General features: G+C 43.6%; 22 protein-coding genes. 12 read left to right on the top strand and 10 right to left on the bottom strand.

Going from position 1 to position 19,215, the window contains the following annotated elements; translation table 11 throughout:
- Positions 1-7: 7 nt before the first annotated feature.
- From BHR79_RS04990 to comE, 5 genes are all read left to right on the top strand, one after another.
- Positions 8-214 (top strand): hypothetical protein, encoded by a 207-nt coding sequence (locus BHR79_RS04990; protein WP_072360651.1) that lies wholly within the window; start codon positions 8-10, stop codon positions 212-214.
- A gap of 25 nt (positions 215-239) precedes the next feature.
- Positions 240-479 (top strand): cytochrome b5 domain-containing protein, encoded by a 240-nt coding sequence (locus BHR79_RS04985; protein WP_072561339.1) that lies wholly within the window; start codon positions 240-242, stop codon positions 477-479.
- A gap of 109 nt (positions 480-588) precedes the next feature.
- Positions 589-1,830, top strand: coding sequence for a cysteate synthase (locus BHR79_RS04980; protein WP_072561338.1), 1,242 nt, complete (start codon positions 589-591; stop codon positions 1,828-1,830).
- On the top strand, positions 1,827-2,342 hold the full coding sequence (comD, locus tag BHR79_RS04975; protein ID WP_072561337.1) for a sulfopyruvate decarboxylase subunit alpha: 516 nt from the start codon (positions 1,827-1,829) through the stop codon (positions 2,340-2,342). The genes BHR79_RS04980 and comD overlap by 4 nt, the downstream gene beginning before the upstream one ends.
- Positions 2,339-2,908, top strand: a complete 570-nt coding sequence (gene comE, locus BHR79_RS04970) for a sulfopyruvate decarboxylase subunit beta (protein ID WP_072561336.1) — start codon at positions 2,339-2,341, stop codon at positions 2,906-2,908. The genes comD and comE overlap by 4 nt, the downstream gene beginning before the upstream one ends.
- Here comE and BHR79_RS04965 read toward each other — a convergent pair.
- Complete coding sequence (locus BHR79_RS04965; RefSeq protein WP_072561335.1) at positions 2,871-4,151, bottom strand: methanogenesis marker 16 metalloprotein; 1,281 nt, start codon at positions 4,149-4,151, stop codon at positions 2,871-2,873. The two genes, comE and BHR79_RS04965, sit on opposite strands and share 38 nt — an antisense overlap.
- A 1-nt stretch (position 4,152) precedes the next feature.
- Positions 4,153-6,177 carry a cation:proton antiporter domain-containing protein gene (locus BHR79_RS04960; protein WP_072561334.1) on the bottom strand — a complete coding sequence of 675 codons (2,025 nt, stop codon included), beginning with the start codon at positions 6,175-6,177 and terminating at the stop codon, positions 4,153-4,155.
- A 182-nt stretch (positions 6,178-6,359) separates the two neighbouring features.
- Between BHR79_RS04960 and BHR79_RS04955 the strand changes: the two genes are divergently transcribed.
- The 3 genes from BHR79_RS04955 to BHR79_RS04945 are packed head-to-tail and all read left to right on the top strand — an operon-like array spanning position 6,360 to position 8,150.
- Entirely contained in the window at positions 6,360-7,052 is a 693-nt protein-coding gene (locus BHR79_RS04955) for a DUF1538 domain-containing protein (protein WP_072561333.1), read from the top strand.
- Positions 7,049-7,783 (top strand): DUF1538 domain-containing protein, encoded by a 735-nt coding sequence (locus tag BHR79_RS04950; RefSeq protein WP_072561332.1) that lies wholly within the window; start codon positions 7,049-7,051, stop codon positions 7,781-7,783. The genes BHR79_RS04955 and BHR79_RS04950 overlap by 4 nt, the downstream gene beginning before the upstream one ends.
- On the top strand, positions 7,776-8,150 hold the full coding sequence (locus BHR79_RS04945) for a P-II family nitrogen regulator (RefSeq protein WP_072561331.1): 375 nt from the start codon (positions 7,776-7,778) through the stop codon (positions 8,148-8,150). Before BHR79_RS04950 ends, BHR79_RS04945 begins: the two co-directional genes overlap by 8 nt.
- Before the next feature lie 76 nt (positions 8,151-8,226).
- On the opposite strand, the gene BHR79_RS04940 is transcribed toward BHR79_RS04945, so the two are convergent.
- From BHR79_RS04940 to BHR79_RS04925, 4 genes are all read right to left on the bottom strand, one after another.
- Positions 8,227-9,381, bottom strand: a complete 1,155-nt coding sequence (locus BHR79_RS04940; RefSeq protein ID WP_072561330.1) for a hypothetical protein — start codon at positions 9,379-9,381, stop codon at positions 8,227-8,229.
- 61 nt (positions 9,382-9,442) lie between these two features.
- A complete protein-coding gene (locus BHR79_RS04935) occupies positions 9,443-10,396 on the bottom strand; it encodes a tyrosine--tRNA ligase (RefSeq protein WP_072561329.1) in 954 nt (317 codons plus the stop codon).
- 59 nt (positions 10,397-10,455) lie between these two features.
- On the bottom strand, positions 10,456-11,187 hold the full coding sequence (locus tag BHR79_RS04930) for a tRNA(His) guanylyltransferase Thg1 family protein (RefSeq protein ID WP_072561328.1): 732 nt from the start codon (positions 11,185-11,187) through the stop codon (positions 10,456-10,458).
- A gap of 7 nt (positions 11,188-11,194) precedes the next feature.
- Positions 11,195-11,458, bottom strand: a complete 264-nt coding sequence (locus BHR79_RS04925) for a PRC-barrel domain-containing protein (RefSeq protein ID WP_072360677.1) — start codon at positions 11,456-11,458, stop codon at positions 11,195-11,197.
- A gap of 138 nt (positions 11,459-11,596) precedes the next feature.
- On the opposite strand from BHR79_RS04925, the gene BHR79_RS04920 reads away from it, so the two are divergent.
- From BHR79_RS04920 to BHR79_RS04905, 4 genes are read left to right on the top strand one after another with little or no spacing between them, the layout of a single operon-like run.
- On the top strand, positions 11,597-12,361 hold the full coding sequence (locus BHR79_RS04920; protein ID WP_072561327.1) for a ribonuclease H-like domain-containing protein: 765 nt from the start codon (positions 11,597-11,599) through the stop codon (positions 12,359-12,361).
- On the top strand, positions 12,358-14,172 hold the full coding sequence (gene uvrC, locus BHR79_RS04915; protein WP_072561326.1) for an excinuclease ABC subunit UvrC: 1,815 nt from the start codon (positions 12,358-12,360) through the stop codon (positions 14,170-14,172). The genes BHR79_RS04920 and uvrC overlap by 4 nt, the downstream gene beginning before the upstream one ends.
- A gap of 55 nt (positions 14,173-14,227) precedes the next feature.
- Entirely contained in the window at positions 14,228-14,653 is a 426-nt protein-coding gene (locus BHR79_RS04910; RefSeq protein WP_072561325.1) for a universal stress protein, read from the top strand.
- Between the two features lie 42 nt (positions 14,654-14,695).
- Positions 14,696-15,400 (top strand): YkgJ family cysteine cluster protein, encoded by a 705-nt coding sequence (locus BHR79_RS04905; RefSeq protein WP_072561324.1) that lies wholly within the window; start codon positions 14,696-14,698, stop codon positions 15,398-15,400.
- Here BHR79_RS04905 and BHR79_RS04900 read toward each other — a convergent pair.
- Genes BHR79_RS04900 through BHR79_RS04885 form a run of 4 tightly spaced genes read right to left on the bottom strand, consistent with a single transcriptional unit; the run spans position 15,397 to position 19,206 of the window.
- On the bottom strand, positions 15,397-16,500 hold the full coding sequence (locus tag BHR79_RS04900; RefSeq protein WP_072561323.1) for a TIGR04013 family B12-binding domain/radical SAM domain-containing protein: 1,104 nt from the start codon (positions 16,498-16,500) through the stop codon (positions 15,397-15,399). The two genes, BHR79_RS04905 and BHR79_RS04900, sit on opposite strands and share 4 nt — an antisense overlap.
- Before the next feature lie 13 nt (positions 16,501-16,513).
- Positions 16,514-17,623, bottom strand: a complete 1,110-nt coding sequence (locus tag BHR79_RS04895; protein WP_072561322.1) for a site-2 protease family protein — start codon at positions 17,621-17,623, stop codon at positions 16,514-16,516.
- Between the two features lies 1 nt (position 17,624).
- On the bottom strand, positions 17,625-18,035 hold the full coding sequence (locus BHR79_RS04890) for a DUF126 domain-containing protein (protein WP_072561321.1): 411 nt from the start codon (positions 18,033-18,035) through the stop codon (positions 17,625-17,627).
- Positions 18,016-19,206, bottom strand: coding sequence for an aconitase X (locus tag BHR79_RS04885; protein WP_072561320.1), 1,191 nt, complete (start codon positions 19,204-19,206; stop codon positions 18,016-18,018). The genes BHR79_RS04890 and BHR79_RS04885 overlap by 20 nt, the downstream gene beginning before the upstream one ends.
- Positions 19,207-19,215 lie beyond the last annotated feature (9 nt).

Below are 19,215 nucleotides of genomic sequence, written 5' to 3'. Positions count from 1 at the left end.
GAGTTTTATGAGTTGCGCGATTTGCGGAGCAGAAGCAGACAGTGAATACTGTAAGAAGTGTGAGAAAATCCTGGATGAAATTATTCACCGTGTCGGTGAAAAACGCTGGAGTGCAATGGATGATTGCAGCTACATTTACCCTATGATCAAAAGGGCTGCAAAAGGGGAGCTATCGGTCAACGATATAATTAATGCAATGGAAGTAGAAGACTAACTTCAATACAGGGGAGTGAGATTTCATGAGAGAATTTACACCGGATGGTCTGGCCAAATACAATGGGAAAGACAGGGATGAGATCTATGTTGCCTATAAAGGCAATGTCTATGATGTAACAAACAGTGAGTTATGGATGGCCGGAGATCATCAGGGCATGCATGAAGGTGGCATCGACCTTACAGAAGAAATGGAAGAGGCACCTCATGAGGAAGACGTATTCAATGAATTCGATATAATCGGCATATTTGTGAATAACCATTGAAAGTACATAGGGGATGATTTATCAAAAGAATCCCTTTCTTTTTTCCTTAAAAGAAATTCCTGCTGGCTAATAGGACAAGATATATAAGACCACCAGCAAACTCCCTTCTATGGACAAATACAGACTCATCTGCCCAAAATGTGGCAAGACTTATGGCAAATATGACATGGTATGTCCCACTGATGGAACTCTTTTGAGAACAGAATACTCAAAAACCAGGTTTAAGCCATGTGATCTGCCGGGAATATGGAAATTCTATAACTGGCTACCCGTGGAAGGTATAATCAAAAAGGGAAGCGGAAAAACATTAACCTACAAAAGTGAGAACCTTGCCGATAAACTCGGTCTTGAGAAACTATACATAAGTTTCAACGGTTATTGGCCGGAAAAAGGGGCTTTTATGAGAACCTGCAGCTTCAAGGACCTTGAATCATACCCTACAATGCAGAGGGTAATCGAGCAGAAAGAAAAAAATACAATGGTAGTAGCCTCTGCAGGTAATACTGCCCGTGCCTTTGCACATGTATCCTCTATAACAGGCCTACCTTTACTTCTGGTAGTTCCTGCAAATGCTATTGAAAAACTCTGGATTCCTGCAGGATCTGCATCATCAATCTGTGTTGCAGCTGTACAGGGAGATTACTATGATGCCATATCCATAGCCTCCCGGATTACCGAAAGAGAAGGATTCGTACCTGAAGGCGGTGCTAAGAACGTAGCACGCCGGGATGGAATGGGAACGGTAATGCTGGATGCAACACTGACCATGAAACATCTGCCGGACCACTATTTCCAGGCAGTGGGTAGTGGAACCGGCGGGATTGCTGCCTGGGAAGCAGCTATGCGCCTGAAAGAGGACGGCAGATATGGAGATAAATTACCACAGTTACATCTTGCCCAAAACCTCCCCTGTGCACCCCTTATCCATTTACACGAGGGCGTTCCAGTAGATCCGAAATGTCCTGAAAGAATGTACGACACTGTATTGTTTAACCGCAAACCTCCGTATGCGGTGGGCGGAGGAGTGAGAGATACCCTTGAAGCCACAAAAGGGGATTTTTATGGGATTACCAATGAAGAGGCAGAAGAAGCCAGGTTGCTATTTGAAGAACTTGAAGGCATCGATATTATGAATTCAGCAGCTGTAGCCACAGCCGCTCTGATAAAAGCTGTCAGGAACACAAAGGTGTCAGCATCAGAACTCATAATGCTCAATATCACTGGTGGAGGAGTTAAAAGGGCTTTAAAGGAACTTCCCACCATCAGGCTTGAACCTGATCTCTTAGTATCCCCTGATGACAGTGAAGCGCCAGCAAAGATCATACAAAAAACTGAAGGCAAATTCGAATGAAGGAAGGAGACTACATGGACCCGTCTCAGGAAGTATTCAAGGCTATAAAGGAATCCGGCATTGATTTTATAGTCAGCGTACCGTGTGCCAATCTACAGAAACTCATTCCCATGGTCGACAGTGATCCGGACATCATCCACGTACCCGCCACCAGGGAGGAGGAAGGCATAGGAATCTGCGCCGGGGCCTACATGGGAGGGAAAAAACCGGCCATAATGATGCAAAATTCCGGGATGGGCAATTCCATCAATGCCCTTGCATCTCTCAATCGCCTATACAACATTCCATTACTGATAATTATAAGCCACAGGGGGGTTGAAGGAGAACCCATCTGCGCCCAGGTACCAATGGGTGAAAAAACACCCCTCTTACTCGAAGTTCTGGATATTCCTGCATACAAACCAGATCTTGCACAGTCCAGGAAAACCATCGAAAAAGCCACTAAAAAAGCCTTTGAAGAAGGAAAACAAGCAGCTATCCTATTGAGTATAGGTTTCTGGAGGGAATCATGATACGCTACGGTGCACTTGAGATTCTTGCTGAAAAAGAGGGAGATAAAGACACTCTGATAATTGCAAACATCGGATTCCCCTCAAAAGAATTACACGAAATATATGACAGAAAGGCAAATTTCTACATGCTTGGTTCAATGGGCCTTTCTTCTTCCATAGGACTCGGGCTGGCCCTGGCAAGACCTGAAAGGAAAGTTATCGCAATTGACGGTGATGGGTCGGTACTGATGAATATGGGAAGCCTGGCAACAATAGCCAACCAGCATCCGGATAATTATCTCCTTGTAATCATCGATAATGGTGCATATGGCTCTACGGGCAATCAAATAACCGCAACTGCAGGATTGACAGACCTCAAAAAAGTTGCTTTAGGAGCCGGTGTACAAAATGTTGCCATGGTGTCCGATGAGTCAGGCCTTAAAAAGAAACTGGATACAATGGAAAACGGCGTCCTCATAGTAAAGACAAAAGCCGGCAACAAGAAGGTTCCTGTCATCCGGCTATGTCCTGAAGATATAATTAAGCGGTTTATGGAGAAATCCGCTCTACCATTCCATTCAAGATGAAACTTCCATTCTTTATACTGTCCCTTAATTTTTCAGCCATTATGAGTGCACGTTTACGATCAGACTGGCGCACAACAATAGGGACATTCATACTTTTCCCTTCGTAATCAAATTTTAGACTTCCCAGGTCTGCCTTGAATACATCACTGCATAGAGTGGAGCATAGACCGCAGTTAAAACATGTGTGCCTGTTCAGTACCACTTTATCCCCCTTGAAGTAGATTGAGTCCATCGGACATTTTTCCATTGGTTCACAGACATCACACATGCAACATTTGCCGGGGTTGAAAGCAACCTCAAGATCTACATCTTTCCAGGCATCTGCATAACTTGTCATTGCAACCTTTACCCTGCGATCAGCATCCATTACAGGCATTGGTACTGCGCTGTCCGTTTGCCTGACCGCATCGAATACTGAATCATCAACTACAGGCACTGCAACTGCCCAGGAAACAATACATTCAGGACCTGCAGATGTAGCAAAACCTCCCATATAATCAGCCACCATAGAATGCATATCCGCCGTTGCTATCAAATTGGGTTTTCCCGGGCTGCTACGCGTCCCCGAACCCAGGATGAACCCTTCCGCACCGTTGAGAAGAATGCGACTTCCCACACCGATACCATGGAGATGCGGATCATTCTTTACAGGGTTTATTTGCCCACATCCGGACATAGTGGCTTCAGTGGCATCGGGTGCAAAGGTGGTTGCATGGAAAATCGTGGAAACGGGAGACTGGGAAAAATTCACAAAGGCACTGTAATTCTTAAATGCATGACGCGTTGCAAACAGCTGTGCGTATGGCATATCCTCAATGGACACTGTATCTGAATATTTCTTTCCTTCATCGGTAACTACATCGACATCCACAGGGTTGCCTTCCACAATATCCCGGAAAAGATGGCCACCTCCATAATTTTCCCTGTCATGGCTGTGTGCAGTACCAAAAACCATCAAGTCCAGTATACCCAGCCTTTCATTGGGACAGGGGCCCACATGGGCATCCACTTCATTTATGGTTACAGCAGAAGCGCGGGTGAATTTTTCCCCGGTAGCTACCGGAAATGAGAGGACTGCATAAGTTCCACTCATAATCGCCCTGGTAGCAGCAGTCACCACATCAACATCCTCAAAACCAACATCATCACCTGCATCGATCATATCACAAAGTTCCTGAGAGGTGAAAACTGTTGCATCTTTACGGTTAATTTTCTCAAGAATATGCCCTACTTCCCGCTCCATGTTATTCCTCAGTATTTTTTGTATTTTTTTCACTTAGGTCCGTGAAAAAGTCCCCTATTTCTTTCATATCTTCATGACTTCCCAGTAACACAAGAATATCTCCTTCCAGAATACGTACATCCCCTCCGGGGTTTGTGATAGTTTCCAACCCTCTTCTGATTGCCAGGACTGTAATCCCGAATCGTTGCCTGAGGGAAAGGTCTTCAAGTGTCATCCCTACCACATCAGCTCCCAGAGGTACACGGAGGGAGACTATATTCACATCCGGGATATCAAACTGCATCTGTTCAAAATTCAGGGGATCAGAGGAGACACTGCGAAACATGTCATATCCACCTGACCTGGCATCTTCTATAAACTTTTTTATCTGGTCCTCCGGTACAAGGTAACGTCTGAGTAGGCGGACAAATATTTCCACAGAAGTTTCAAATTCTTCCGGAATAACCTCATTAGCCCCCTGTTCATAGAGCGGACCCATCTCCTGTAGATAACGTGTTCGTGCGATGATATGAATATTGGGATTCATTTCCCTTGCAAGCCAGATCACTCTGCGGGTTGCCGTTGCATCAGAGATACCAACAATCATTATTTTTGCCGAATCAATATCCGCCTGTTCAAGTACACCTTCCTGGGTTGCATCTCCATAAAAAATATTTTCGCCTTTTGAAATACCTTCTCTTACACTCTCTGGATTGGTTTCAATAACCAGATAAGGAATACCAGCTGCCTTTGCAGCTTTTGCCACTGTTTTACCATTGAAACCAAAACCTACGATGATAAGATGGGAAGACATTTTTTCCTTTTTATCGTACATCTTTGTTACATCTTTACGGGCAAAGCCGCATTTGAGCTGATGTGGTATAGGAAGTTTGAGAACATTGGCAGCCACAGAGGGAGAATAGGAAATGGAAAAGGAAGTAACTGCCATTGTGAGAATGGAAATATCCAGAAACATTTGGTATAGGTAGTTGTCCAGGAGACCATATTCAACCCCGAATTTTGAAAGGACGAAAGAGAATTCACCCACCTGGGCAAGTGCCATACCGGTGAGAATGGAATTGCGAAGGGGATATCCCAGAACCATAGAAACAAAACCACTGACAACTCCCTTGAATAACATAACACCAATGGTCACAAGTAATATCAGTAAAGGGTTTTCCAGGAAAAATTGTACATTAAGCAACATTCCTATTGATACGAAAAAAATACTCAAAAAAACATCCTTAAAGGGCAGAATATTGTTCAGTGCCTGATGACTGTATTCAGATTCAGATATCACAAGACCTGCAAGGAAGGCCCCCAATGCCAGGGACAGTCCCGCACTGTAAGTAAGCATAGCAATAGATAGGCATATGACAATCACAGACAGCAGGAACAATTCAGGATTGCGGGTTTTGGCAATGTGATATAGGATATGGGGAATTAGCCATCTGGCAAAAAACATTATGAATATAATAATTGCCAGGGATTTCAGAAGAATCATAAAAATTGAGTTTGCATCATTTCCACCAACCCCTGCCAGGAAAGGAGTTGCCACAATCATTGCCACTACAATGACATCCTGGAACAATAATATAGAAAGGATTGTGCGACCATGCAAACTATGCAATTCGGCTCTTTTTTGGAGTGTCTTGAGCACAATTGCTGTACTGCTTAGAGATATCAAAAACCCCAGGAAAAGGGATTCACTGAAACCAAAACCAAGATATGTAGCTGCAAAAAGAGTTCCAAGGGTTGTAAAAAGAACCTGAAGTCCCCCTCCAAGTACCACAGAACGTTTCATGTTCCAGAGTTCTTTTAAAGATAATTCCACTCCAATGGTAAACAGCAAAAGAATAATGCCTATCTCAGCAAGGATGTTGATATCATCAGGATTATTTATGAATCCCAGCCCATAAGGACCCACCAGAATACCAGTTACTAGGAAACCGACTATAATGGAAATATGAAGTTTGTTACATACATAAAGCACAAAAATAGATATTCCAAAAATGATTATAATATCATTAAGTATAGCCGATTCCATAAAAATGAATTATGTGAAGATATCTAATAAATATATTCATTTCAAGGTGTTTTTAAACCTGAAATTAAAAATGTCCTGATTATTTCAACCCCCGGTGCTTTTTAAAAAACAAAAATCTCATATAATTTAGCACCATAAATCTGATAGAAGTGTTTTTTAATTGATACATCCCTGGAGATCGAATGATAGAAGACCTCAAAGAAACTACAAAGGAAGTAATACAGGCAGTGCTTCCTTTAACTGTAGCAGTATTTTTTCTCATGGTCATAATTGGAATGAATCATGATATGTTCCTATCTTTTTTTATGGGTTCATTAATGGTCATATTGGGTATGATTCTTTTTCTTCTGGGTGTCAAAATAGGCATGCTTCCCATTGGGGAATCAATTGGTTCTGAATTATCAAAACACAATTCTTTATTGTTCATCCTTGGTTCTGCATTCATCTTATCATTTATGGCAACTGTTGCAGAACCCGATGTGAGGGTACTAAGTTCAATGATAGATTCGGTCTCAGAAGATAGTATCTCTCGCAATGTACTGATTATCTCAATTGCCTCAGGGGTTGGGTTTTTTGTGGCCGTGTCTATGTTGAGAATCGCCTATGGAGTCCCGATTAAATATCTATTTACAGTTGGGTACCTGATTATTCTGGTATTATCCTTTTTTACAAATCCCGACTATCTGGCCATAGCTTTTGATGCAGGTGGGGTAACTACAGGTCCCATGACAGTACCTATAATCCTTGCACTTGGAATAGGTACAGTGTCGGTACTCGGAGATAAATCTGCACTTACCGAAGGCTTTGGACTGATAGGGCTTGCTTCTATTGGACCCATACTCGCAGTAATGCTCCTGGGGGTACTTGTACCTTGACTGCCGTTGAACACAGCCAGGACCTATTAGCCGTGGTTCTTGAAGTTCTTGAAGCACTGCTACCACTTGTTATCTTTTTCCTTGTATTCCAGTTATTGTATCTGAAATTTCCCTCCTCATATTTCCTAAAACTCATGGCAGGTCTTTCAATAACTGCAATGGGAATGATACTGTTTCTCTATGGGGTTTACAACGGATTTTTCCCGGTTGGTCTGGAGATTGGGAGTTATTTTGGACAAATAAAATCCAAGTGGATTTTGATACCAGTTGGTTTTGTGTTGGGATTTCTGGCCACTTTTGCAGAACCCGCTGTGAGAGTATTATGCTACCAGGTAGAGGAATCATCAAGTGGATACATTAAATCAAATTTAATGCTTTATACCTTATCTGTAAGTGTTGCTGCATTTGTTGCCATCGCAATGACCAAGCTGGTTTATGGAATACCTTTCCTTTACATAATAGTTCCTGGTTATCTGATTGTCCTTGTGCTATTATGGTTTTGTGATAAAGATTTTATAGCAATTGCTTTTGACTCGGGAGGTGTGGCAACCGGCCCAATGGCTGTGACCTTCCTTATGTCAATGGCTGTAGGTGTGGCCACATCCCAACCAGATAGCAATCCCATAGTGGATGGATTTGGAATGATTGCATTGATAGCGCTGGCACCTATTATATTTGTCATGATGTTAGGTGTATATATGAGATACATAGGAGGAACTGACAGTGAATAATGATGTGGATGATCTTGTCCTTATAGTGACAATCGTGAAAAAGGGATGGGGAGATACTGTTATAAATGCATCCCGTAAAGCAGGTTCAAAGGGTGGAACAATTATTTTCGGGCGGGGCACAGGTGTACATGAAAAGAAACATTTTCTTGGTAATTTAATTGAGCCTGAAAAGGAAATAGTACTAACAGTTGCCAAATCCTCAAATGCCGATAACATATTGGAATTTATCCAAAAAGACGTGGGTCTTGACAAACCTGGTTGTGGAATGGGATTTGTAGTACCGGTTGAAAAAGTATTTGGAACCGCTCACATAATATGTGAACTGGATCCGGAATGTGAACATCAATATACAGATACAGAGGATTGAGATATATTCAATAACATATCCGTCTACATTTTATTTTTGCAGCAGCAATAAAGATCATACATGACTGCAAGAAAAATTAATGGGAACCGCTTTTGAAAGATTCAACCCCGAGAATACCCGCAATCTCCAATCCTTCACTGCCAAGTTCAGAAAGACGGTTGAATATTTCGCTTCGATCCACGTATTTTTCAGTGCGTGTTCCATCTTCTTGCTCGATCTTGATGGTAATTTCACCCTTAACATATCCTCTTTCACGACATTGGGTTATAATGTCTGAATACTGTTCTGCAACGGCCTTTAAGCAGTCAAATATCTCATTGCTGTAAATTGCACTCTCATCACCGGCCATCAAATTGACAAGTTTGCGGGAAGCAATATTGGACCGGGCAAAATCCACAAGGTTTTTGATAAGTGAATCAATCTCTTCGAGAGTTATTGATTTAAAAAGCGCAGGGTCTGCAGTAATATCAGTATCATCAAAAATCACGGAATACTCATCGCCATCTGAAATGATTTTCAGAGAATGGTCTGCCTTTTTATTGCTGAAAGAGGCTTCCACATGTTCATTGCCATCATACTCAAACGATTTCAGTAAATACTCGGACAGGTCTTCCATTTTGATCTTTTTTTCCTTGGATATTAATCCGGCACGTGTCCACGTGGGGATGAAAAGAGTATCAATCAGATCTTTTATCGCAACAGAAGACCTGTTATAACCCAATTCAAAGAAAGATTGCATTGAGCCCAGGGTTGATATCTTCTTGCCGATTAAGTGGCCATTTTCCGCTTCCATGGAATAGCTTTCATGAGAACCATAAATTCCGCCTTCAAAAAGAGGATTCAACATAGAAAGGACCTGACTGCCAACAGAATTCATGAATTTGTTATAGTCATTTCTTTCCTTTTCGATGGAGAGATTTACCTGTTCCAACCCTTCCTGTGCAGCCCTATCACAGGCGTCCAGAACTGATCTTTTATATTCATCCAGATGGTGGCCGGCAAAATCAGAATCAAGGGACTTGACACAGTCCACAACTTTATCGTTGGAACTGTTCAGTTCCTCCAGTGCCTTTTCAAGAGAATAGGTGCTTTTACGATAATTTTCATTTTTTTCAATAGCCTCCTTTTCTACAGGAAGAACTTTGGAACAGGCATCCACAAAGTTCTTTAAATCCTCAATGAAATCCCGCTGTACAGGCAGATCAGTAGAATCCTGAAATGTATATTTCATGTTTCCCCCGGTTTAATGCTAAATATCTGCCTGCAAACATTATATATGTTATTGTGGGGATTTACAGGAGAACTTCCCTGACAGGGGCAAGTAACAGGCTCATGTATTTTACAGCACCGTTTTTTAGATCCATTGGGTGCAGTGTTCCATCTTCAAAGATTTTTACAAGTTCCTCGTAACCATTGCATGTAAGATTGCCACCAAATTTTTCAGGCCTTTCGAACACGACCTCTTCATAACGGGGTAATATATGGTAACGGAAGAGCTGTAACACAGGATTATCGACTACCTCACCAGCAGGACAGAAAGCTTTTTTCATCTTTTTCTTGATGGCTGCCTCATCATCATCCACAGAAATATAATTACCCCTGGAAGATGCCATTTTATCGCCGTCAAGTCCCAGCAGGATGGGAGTATGAAGACATATCGGTGCCCTGTAACCCATGCCAGGCAGTCCTTCACGGGCAAGCATGTGTATCTTACGCTGATCAATTCCTCCCACAGCTACATCAACATCAAGCATAGCAATATCAATGGCCTGCATTATTGGATAGACCATCTGGGAAACCCGCGGATCATCCATTGTCCTTCCGACCTCATCCATACTGCGGCGCGCCCTGTTCAGGGAAGTGGTACAGGTGAGTTTGAGTACATTGAGCATATATTCCTCACCCAGCTGGAAATCCGAACCATAAACAAAATTGGTTTTATCGGGATCAAGTCCCAGTGCGAGGAAGCATCTCCTGTTGTAATCAGCAATTTGTTTTACTTCTTCCATAGTACCTTTCTGATTCAGGAAAGCGTGCACATCTGCAAGTAGTACCGTAATATTGAAGCCGGCCTTCTGAAGGTCGATCAATTTGTTTACGGTAAGCACGTGGCCCATATGTATCTTACCGCTTGGTTCGTAACCGGTGTAGGCCGATGGCTCTGCTTTTGTTTCCATCAGTCCATAAAGTTCCTTCTCTGTAACAATTTCCTGAGCATTCCTTTTAACAAGATCTATTCTGTCCATGGAGTCACCGCATAAAATAATTTAACTGATAATAAGGTCAATAATTGTGCAATCTCTATTCAATCCAGAGATATATGTCTTTTGAGGAAATTATCTCCCTCTTCTGTACTGAAAAGAGGCAAATCCCAATCCTGGGATATACGTGTACGTGTGGAATGTGTCATTTCCTCCAGAAGAGGATTATATCCTTCTATTGGATATTTTTCCCTGTATACAGCCACACCTCGCCTTTGCCATGCAGGTTTCTTTGCCAGATTCGTGCCTCTTTCAAACATCATCTCATGTATGTCCTGTGATTTCTTACCATGCATTACTGAAGCTGCACTCTTTCTGTCCATACCTTCATCTATAAGAGTATAATAACCATAAGAACTAACAAAATTGCGCCAGGCTTCCTGTTGTCGCCACTGCATATATTCAGTAAAATGGTCATTGCATACAGGAATCACGCGGCAGTCAAAAGCCACAGGTTCCGCAATTCCTGAAAAAAGGGTAAAAGCACTGCTCAAAAATGAAGGTACAACCGAATCAAGTTTCTCCACTCTTCTGTCAAAGGGTAAATCCTTGAATACGATGTTTGCCTCATCAGAAAAAGTGTATGCAAAAACCGGGTTCATGTTGCTCTTTTTAAAAAACAACTCTATCGAATCGGCCATACAGGTGGCAAAGAAAAGATCATAGGGTTTTTCAAACCCTTCTTTTTTCAGGGTACGCTGGAAGTTCCTGCCATCTACGCGAAGAATTACCGGAGATACACAACGCAAATCGGCATAGATCTCTCGCTCTTTCATGAGATGATCAGTCTTCTACTTGCTCTTTTTTCCTGAATTTGCTGACAACATCCCTGATAAGAACGATGTCCCCGCTTGTGACTACCCAGCGATAGGGAATTATGACACCCCTTGTAGGCACATCGAAAAAATCACGGCTGATGTCAGAAAGAGCAAGACCACTTATTACTCCCTCGTCTACGTTCATTACAAGATCGTCAACTTTACCCACATAAGTACCGAGGTTGGTATATACGTTTAACCCAAAGAGTGATGTAATATCTGCGCGCATGTTATTCCCTGTTATAGTTGTATATTGTATAAGAATTTACGTTGATCATATATATAAATACATTTTCTTAAATGATATATATTCTGGCAAATTTAATTACATGAGCTGAATCCATCATATAAAATATTGGTGACATTAATGCTTACAAGTACTTATATCCACATCCCGGGTATCGGGAAAGAAACCGAGAGGAAGATATGGTCCGGTGGGATCACCACATGGAATGATTTCCTGCAGAATAAAAGCTCAATAAAACTCCCGGGTTCCAAAAAAGATAAAATTGCAATGGAAATTGAAAACTCCATCGAAAAACTGGAGATACGCGATATCCCTTATTTTGCAAAATCGATACCTGCATCCGAACACTGGAGAGGATTCCGTAATTTTTCGGACTCTGTAGCCTACGTGGATATTGAAACCACAGGGCTTTCACCTTCATCCTCTAAAATAACTGTCATTGGAGTTTATGACGGCAAAGATGTGAAAAGTTTCGTGCGGGGCATAAATCTGGAAGAAATAGTACAGGAGATGGAACAATACGATTTCCTGGTGACTTTCAATGGTGCGCGTTTTGACCTTCCCTTTATACAGAGAGAGTTCCCTCAGATCACAATGGAGCAAATGCATACCGATCTTATGTATCCATTAAGGAGAATAGGTTTGAAAGGCGGACTGAAGAATATAGAACACATGCTGGGAATCAACCGCTCCGAAGAGACTGAAGGCATGGACGGTTTTGAAGCCGTGCGCCTGTGGAAGGAATATGAAAAAGGAAAAGAAGAAGCCCTTGACCTGCTTCTTGAGTACAACCGGGAAGATATAGTGAATCTGGAAACCATCCTGGATATTACATATGAGAGGTTCGTTGAACACTGCTACAAGGGGTGCACAACACATAAATGAGTGAAAATGTTGCCCCGCGACATCCGGACATATCGGATTTCCCCCACCTGCCCGGCGTATACCTGATGAAGGATGCAAATGATACCATTATCTACATCGGTAAAGCCAGGGACCTGAAGAAAAGGGTCAGTCAGTACTTCCAGACTGACAAAAACAAGAGTCCCAAAACAAAGGTCCTTGTTAGCAAGATCAGGGACATAGAATACATAGTTACATCCACAGAAGTTGAAGCCCTGATCCTGGAAGCCAACCTGATAAAAAAGAACAGGCCCAGGTACAATATCAGCCTTAAGGATGACAAACGTTATCCCTATGTGAAGGTCACCGTCAATTCCAGATACCCGCGCATATATCTGGTCAGACGCAGGTTAATGGATGATGCTGTGTATTTTGGTCCATACACCAGTGTAAAGCCGGTGCGCACCACCCTTGACCTGATATCCCAGATCTTCAAAATCCGCAGGTGTCACGGCAATCCCGCCCAGAAGAAAAGGCCCTGTCTGAACTATCATATAAATCGCTGCATGGGACCCTGTACAGGAGATGTGGATGCGGAAGAATACAGGGATAATGTGAAGGCAGCAGTAAAATACCTCAGGGGGGACACCGGTGACCTGCTGGGCAAACTCAGACAGCAAATGCAGGAATACGCAGAAAAACAGCGATATGAAGCAGCTTCGGTTATCCGGGACCAGATTGAAGGCTTAAGGGAACTTGCAAAACAGCAAAGGACAACTGCAGGAATCGATGACAGGGATGTAATCGGGTTGCATGTGGATGAAAAAGACATCTATGTCCAGCTTTTCTATGTCCGAAGTGGCAACATGGTTGGGAGAGCGGATTTTGAATTGAACCGGGGTAAAAGTACTTCCTCTGAAATTATCGCCGAATTCATTAAGCAATACTATCAGGATTCCCCTGTACCTCCCGAAATTGTTGTTCCGGAAATGCCTCCAGAAGAAGAAGTAATCCTGAAATGGCTTTCTGAAAAGGCTGGCAGGAAAGTCACCCTGAACATTCCCCGGATAGGGGAAAAGAAAAAACTCCTTGATATGGCGATGAAAAATGCCACAATGGCCCGAGAGAGGACAAACACGGAGAAAGCAAAAAAGGAGGGGACACTGAAAGGGCTCGAGACCCTGCAGGAAAAACTGGGAATTGGTACACTGCCCCGGCACATAGAAGGTTTTGACATATCCAATATATCGGGAAGTGACCCGGTAGCTTCGATGGTGGTGTTCAAAAACGGTACACCTTCAAAAGCCGATTACAGGCATTACAATATCAAAGGTGTTGAAGGAATTGATGATTTTGCCATGATGGCCGAAGCTGTTGACAGGCGATACTCCCGCATGAAAGAAGATAAACAAGCCATGCCTGACCTCATACTTATCGATGGGGGAGAAGGACAGGTCAACGCCGCAAACCGGGAATTACAAAAACTGCAGATGAATATACCTGTAATCGGCCTTGCCAAGAAATTTGAACATATAATTTTTCCAGACACCCATCCCCGTAAACTGCTGATTCTGCCAAAAAAATCTCCTGCACTAAAAATACTAATGCAGATCAGGGATGAAGCACACAGGTTTGCAGTGGCTTCCCACAGGAAAAGAAGGTCAGCAAGACTTTCCCATTCCGAACTGGATGGGATTGAAGGAATAGGGGAAAAGAAAAAGAAAGAGCTTCTGCAACATTTCGGATCTGTGGAAAAGGTCAGAGAGGCTGAGGAAAAAGAGATCGCAGAAATTGAAGGTATCGGAAAGGCACTCTCAAGGCGTATTGCCGAAAAGCTCAGGGAACAAAAATGAGCACGACAATTATATAAAAAATACTGTCCTAATTTACTGTAAGGGGGAGTAGATAATGAGTTATAAAAAAATGCTTATTTCCATTGATGGTTCCGATTATTCGAAACAGGTGCTTGATGCGGGAATGGAAATTGCAAAGTGGTTGGATAGTCGTATTTACGTTGTTTATGTGGTACATCCCGGTTCATCACTCCTGTCAAATCCTAATTCCTGGAGCCCTTCTCGCCGGGTGCTGGAGGAGATGGGCAAAGACGCATTCAGGAAGGCAATGGCTATTGCAAAAGATAAAGGGTTGTCCTGCGAGACAAAAATGCTGGAAGGATATCCGTCAGATAAGATCATGGATTTTGCTCAACGTAAGAGTGTTGATATGATCGTCATTGGTTCCAGGGGTCAGCATAGCACCAAAGAATTCCTGCTTGGCGGTGTTGCGGAGAAGGTGATACGCAATTCTAAAAAACCTGTATATGTGGTCCGTTAAAAATATTTTTAAATACTATGCCAGCGCGGTTAGTCCCAGGTGATGCAGATAGCTTTGATAAGTAAAGAGCTCGCACAGGCCAGATCAGACCTTTCTGCTGTAGAGGCATATCCTTTTGAAGAACTGGTTGATATAATCAAAGATGTGGGTTTTGAATGCAGCAGGTGTACACGCTGTTGCACCCGTGATTACAATGATCATGTTTTCCTGCTGGAGAAGGATGTTGAGAGAATCGAGATGATCGATCCTTCAAAAATCACACCTGCACCTTATTTCGATTACTGTGATAACAAGGGCAATTTCTATGTACAGGGGTATGCCCTGACCTACAAGAATGACGGCACCTGTGTTTTCCTGGGAGAAGATGGCCTCTGTACCATATACAAACAGAGGCCCGCAATATGCAGCATATATCCGTATATGCTCAATCGTGAACCCGACAAAAGGGGTAAACTCCTGTGGAGACATGTGGCCGGATTGAATGAACACGGTTACTACCACTGTGAAATGACTGAGAAGGGTGCCATGTATATGGCAAAAGATGTGGTGGAATATGAAACCGGTTTCCTGCAGCACCGAATAGATTTCCTTACTACCCTGCTCTCCCATTTCAGGGAAAATAAACTCAAACCTTCCCAGAGACAGTACGAAAGACAGATGAAAAAATACAATTCAGGAAAAGAAATTGTCGTTAACATCTACCACTGCGGACAATTTCATACTCACCGTATTGCAGATAGAAGTTAAGCCCATTTTCCTGTCAATTTCCCATCCAGTGCCAGTTTACCCAGAAGCTTATTTACATTCGGTTCAATCGGTGCAGGAACTATATTTTCATAGGGAGTCGAAGGCAGTGGGGTCAGATAATGAGCCCGCACCTTGCCACCTTTACTGATTATCCAGTTGATCATATCCAGGGTGATTCGCTGGTCCTCTTCGTTTTCACCGGGAAAACCGAATATAAAATCCACCATCGGCACGATAGCTTTGTCCACACAAAGCTCAACGGCATTAAAGATATCTGCACTGCTATGTCCCCTGCGAATTTGCCAGAGGATCCTATCACTGCCTGATTGGCCACCCAGGCTTATACTTTTGTTTGTGCAGTATTTATCTACCAGGTTCAGAGCATCCTTGGACACGAATTCAGGACGCACTTCCGAGGGGAAAGTGCCAAAATAGATATTTCTTCCTTCAAGTTTTGCGAGGGAGGAAAGTAATTTCTCAACTTTATCCAGCCTCGGATGAATTCCGTCACTCCCGTATGCAAAAGCATTTGAAGAGGTGAATCTCAGTTCATTGTAGCAGCGTGCATGACGAACAATGGAATCAATACTTCGATGACGCATTTTGTGACCGAAAAGCCTGGGAGTCTGGCAATATTTGCAATTCCAGGGACATCCACGGCTGATTTCAATTGGTGACCTGGGGCCATCACAGTCAAAACAGGGATAATCATCAAGGTTTACCGGTTGCCGGGCAGCCGTGTGCACAATTCTGCCGTTTGTTTTGTAGGCAATCCCGGCTACTTTTGAAACATCTCCATCTATCTGCAGGGTATCCACAAGTTGTGGCAGGGTTTCTTCTCCCTCTCCGATCACCACATAATCAAAAAACTCAAGAGTTTCTTCCACTGATCCTGATGGGTGCGGCCCTCCTGCTATATAAACAGAATCGGTGTTTGAAGAGGATACTTCCGCAAATATGCCGGATTTTTGTGAGGTGGAAAAACTGTACACCATTATACCTTCAACCGGATGCCTGACAAAACCTGCATTTTCAAGTAAGGGATAAAGAGCAGCCAGACTGTATGAGTTCTTTCGATGCCACCGGAGATTTATATCCATTCAGTGCACTTCCTTAAACAGTAACTACAGTGAAAGGGACCGGCGTGAAACACAACAGGCCCAGCACGAAGGTAACTATTCCCAGTAGCATCCTTCTACTGCCAAGTTCGTGCCTGTCTTCCATTGGCCGGGGATGGCCTGCAGCAGCGAAAAGGAAGAGTAAAATCGCCCAGAAAAACCAGATACCGGCATTCTGGCCCATTACATTACCGATATAAATGGCTATCAATCCGAGTACAACCGGCATTGTAGAAGAAATATATTTCGCTTTTTCGCCAAGCATTGCACGCATGGCATGCCCTCCGTCCAGCTGGCCTGAAGGTAGCAGGTTGAGCAGGGTGACAAACATGCCCACCCAGCCGGCAAAAGCCACAGGGTGAATGGTTTGGCCACTGGAACCCATTAGCCATTGCAGGAAGGCAAATAGGGGAGGCATCTGCAGGTCTATCATAATGGACCCGGGCAGCGGGGAAAACTCCACCGGGGGCTGCATCAAACCTATGATAGTTACAATTACTGAAGCCACAAGCCCTACAAGAGGGCCTGAAACTGCCACATCAAACAGGGATTTCCTGTCCGGTATCATTCCTTTGTGTTTGATAACCGCCCCCATTGTTCCGATTATGGAGGGAAAGGGAATAAAATAGGGCAGGGAAGTTTTCATGCCATGCCTGCGAGCTGCGAGGTAGTGTCCCATCTCATGTGAACCCAACACACCCATTATAGCGATAGTAAAAGGTAATCCTTCAAAAGCAGAAATAGGATCTGCAATTACATCTGCCCCAAACATACTTGCACCGGCAAACATGGTTGTAAAAAAAGTGGCTATTGCCAGCACAACATTAATCCAGATCCTGTCTTTTCCTTGTTTGAAGGGAATCGCTGCAATTACCTCTTCTCCTAACTTAGATTCGATATCAAGGTTGTAACCCCTGGAGGCAAACTGCGCTGTGAGGGATTCCTGTATGACCTTGCGGCTAACCCGTGACATCCCATAGAAATAGACTGACCCGGCATGGTAGTTCACCTCATATACCCTGAAAAAGGGACTTACCTGAAGGTACATCCAGTCAATAAGCTGTTTGACCTGAGGGTCTACTGAAGATTTCCGTTTTAAGCCCATCTTAATCCTTTATTTCCAGCCAGCCTTCATTGCCGTCTACACTAACGTTCATACCATCCTTCAGCATCTCAAATGGATTACTTTCCAGGCCATCAACCAGAGGAATTTCGGATATGATCGCTCCCACAGCTACTATCGGTTCACATTCCAGGTTTACCATTGCAACCGGAGCAACACCATTTTTGAAAAGCTGGTATATTACATAGGAACCCACTGTCGAGCCTTTCCCATGAGGAAATACCAATACCTTGCCAGCTATATTTTTCCCGAAAAGACAATGTTCTGGATCAACTATTTTACCGGTTTGGGGATCAACATTGCCCAGAAATGAGATGGGGTCTTCTGAAAGCAATACTTCACCGCCAGCACTTCCTTTTGAGATGCCCCTGCCTTTAATCCGAATGGGCTCCACCCCCTTTTTCCATGCACTTTTCAATATTGGCAATTGTTGCGGCGACCTTGCACATTCCGGGCAGGTAGGCATAGGCTTTTCCGGAATTTACTGCCATGTGAGAGAACTTATCGGTTGCCGGGGAGACCACCATACATGTGTCACAGAGAACCTTTGCACCACTTTTCTCGATACGTTCTACAAGCCTGGGATTGGACGCAGCAACTTCTCTTGAAGTAAATATCCAGACATTGTTGTCCACGACCTTACCTTCAAGCTTTGCAGCAACATCTTCCAGTTCTTCCGGTGAACAGTGAGGACAACCCACAGCAGCGCTGTCACATTCTGTAATTCCATCACCTGATACTGTTTCATAAACTTCATCTATCTGCTTTCTTTCAATCGTCAATTGTTCTGCGGGCAGCTCGAAATCTTTCCTGCAACTTTCAGGAGTGACGCCTTCCACATGATAGAGGGCTACCGCACCCGATGCAGCCATTGCAGCACCCAGAGCTTTGAGCTGGTCCCTGTGAGGTGTAGATTGCATCCTGAATAGGGGCACACGTTTACCTGCTGCTTTGCCTGCGATATAGCCCAGGACTGCATAGTCCGAAGCATCCAGTTCACAGTCCACGGAGATCATAAGTTCAGGCGTCCTGTTTTCATCCAGATGATAGCCATAGTTTGCAGTTTTACCCACAAGAGCTGCACAAAGAGCAGAAGGGCCACCTTCACGGTTGGTACGGGCTCCAATAACGGAATTGGCGTAGGATACAGCTGATGATTCACTCCAGGCAAGATGATCACCGTAGGAAGCCGAGAAACTTTGCAGATAGTAAGGCGTACATGTACACTGGACCTCTATACCCAAGCTCCTATATGCCTGGATGATCTCCTGCTGCTTTTCAGCAAATTGGGCAGATACTCCCATCTCCTGCCATCTTTCAAGATCCATGCCGGCAGGGTTGAGGATAGAAGGCACCTGAACCTTGCCTTCAAGGTCGGATATCCATTCCAGACCGGCATCACCCATTGTTTTATAGGAGACGCCTGCAATCTGGGCACTTTTAATGGGAATCAGGCGGTCTGCTTCGTAAATATCACCCAGTGCGACCAGGATTTCCATGGCCTTTTGCAGGGTCGGGCCCCTTTCTCCTGCGAGTATTCTTTCTTCTTCAGGTGTGAGATACATATAATTAAC

It is taken from the genome of Methanohalophilus halophilus (genome assembly GCF_001889405.1).
GTDB classification, from domain to species: domain Archaea; phylum Halobacteriota; class Methanosarcinia; order Methanosarcinales; family Methanosarcinaceae; genus Methanohalophilus; species Methanohalophilus halophilus.
The sequence above is the reverse complement of the archived record's forward strand: the minus strand, read 5'-3'. Positions and strand labels throughout refer to the sequence as shown.

What these genes read in the sequence shown, in the direction of transcription:
- BHR79_RS04985 (WP_072561339.1), top strand. Translation starts at nt 240, where the DNA reads ATGAGAGAATTTACACCGGATGGTCTGGCCAAATACAATGGGAAAGAC.
- BHR79_RS04900 (WP_072561323.1), bottom strand. Translation starts at nt 16,500, where the DNA reads ATGGATATAAATCTCCGGTGGCATCGAAAGAACTCATACAGTCTGGCT.
- BHR79_RS04905 (WP_072561324.1), top strand. Translation starts at nt 14,696, where the DNA reads ATGCAGATAGCTTTGATAAGTAAAGAGCTCGCACAGGCCAGATCAGAC.
- BHR79_RS04955 (WP_072561333.1), top strand. Translation starts at nt 6,360, where the DNA reads ATGATAGAAGACCTCAAAGAAACTACAAAGGAAGTAATACAGGCAGTG.
- BHR79_RS04965 (WP_072561335.1), bottom strand. Translation starts at nt 4,151, where the DNA reads ATGGAGCGGGAAGTAGGGCATATTCTTGAGAAAATTAACCGTAAAGAT.
- BHR79_RS04885 (WP_072561320.1), bottom strand. Translation starts at nt 19,206, where the DNA reads ATGTATCTCACACCTGAAGAAGAAAGAATACTCGCAGGAGAAAGGGGC.
- BHR79_RS04930 (WP_072561328.1), bottom strand. Translation starts at nt 11,187, where the DNA reads ATGAAAGAGCGAGAGATCTATGCCGATTTGCGTTGTGTATCTCCGGTA.
- BHR79_RS04920 (WP_072561327.1), top strand. Translation starts at nt 11,597, where the DNA reads ATGCTTACAAGTACTTATATCCACATCCCGGGTATCGGGAAAGAAACC.
- BHR79_RS04960 (WP_072561334.1), bottom strand. Translation starts at nt 6,177, where the DNA reads ATGGAATCGGCTATACTTAATGATATTATAATCATTTTTGGAATATCT.
- comD (WP_072561337.1), top strand. Translation starts at nt 1,827, where the DNA reads ATGAAGGAAGGAGACTACATGGACCCGTCTCAGGAAGTATTCAAGGCT.
- BHR79_RS04990 (WP_072360651.1), top strand. Translation starts at nt 8, where the DNA reads ATGAGTTGCGCGATTTGCGGAGCAGAAGCAGACAGTGAATACTGTAAG.
- BHR79_RS04980 (WP_072561338.1), top strand. Translation starts at nt 589, where the DNA reads ATGGACAAATACAGACTCATCTGCCCAAAATGTGGCAAGACTTATGGC.
- BHR79_RS04925 (WP_072360677.1), bottom strand. Translation starts at nt 11,458, where the DNA reads ATGCGCGCAGATATTACATCACTCTTTGGGTTAAACGTATATACCAAC.
- BHR79_RS04940 (WP_072561330.1), bottom strand. Translation starts at nt 9,381, where the DNA reads ATGAAATATACATTTCAGGATTCTACTGATCTGCCTGTACAGCGGGAT.
- uvrC (WP_072561326.1), top strand. Translation starts at nt 12,358, where the DNA reads ATGAGTGAAAATGTTGCCCCGCGACATCCGGACATATCGGATTTCCCC.
- BHR79_RS04910 (WP_072561325.1), top strand. Translation starts at nt 14,228, where the DNA reads ATGAGTTATAAAAAAATGCTTATTTCCATTGATGGTTCCGATTATTCG.
- BHR79_RS04935 (WP_072561329.1), bottom strand. Translation starts at nt 10,396, where the DNA reads ATGGACAGAATAGATCTTGTTAAAAGGAATGCTCAGGAAATTGTTACA.
- BHR79_RS04895 (WP_072561322.1), bottom strand. Translation starts at nt 17,623, where the DNA reads ATGGGCTTAAAACGGAAATCTTCAGTAGACCCTCAGGTCAAACAGCTT.
- comE (WP_072561336.1), top strand. Translation starts at nt 2,339, where the DNA reads ATGATACGCTACGGTGCACTTGAGATTCTTGCTGAAAAAGAGGGAGAT.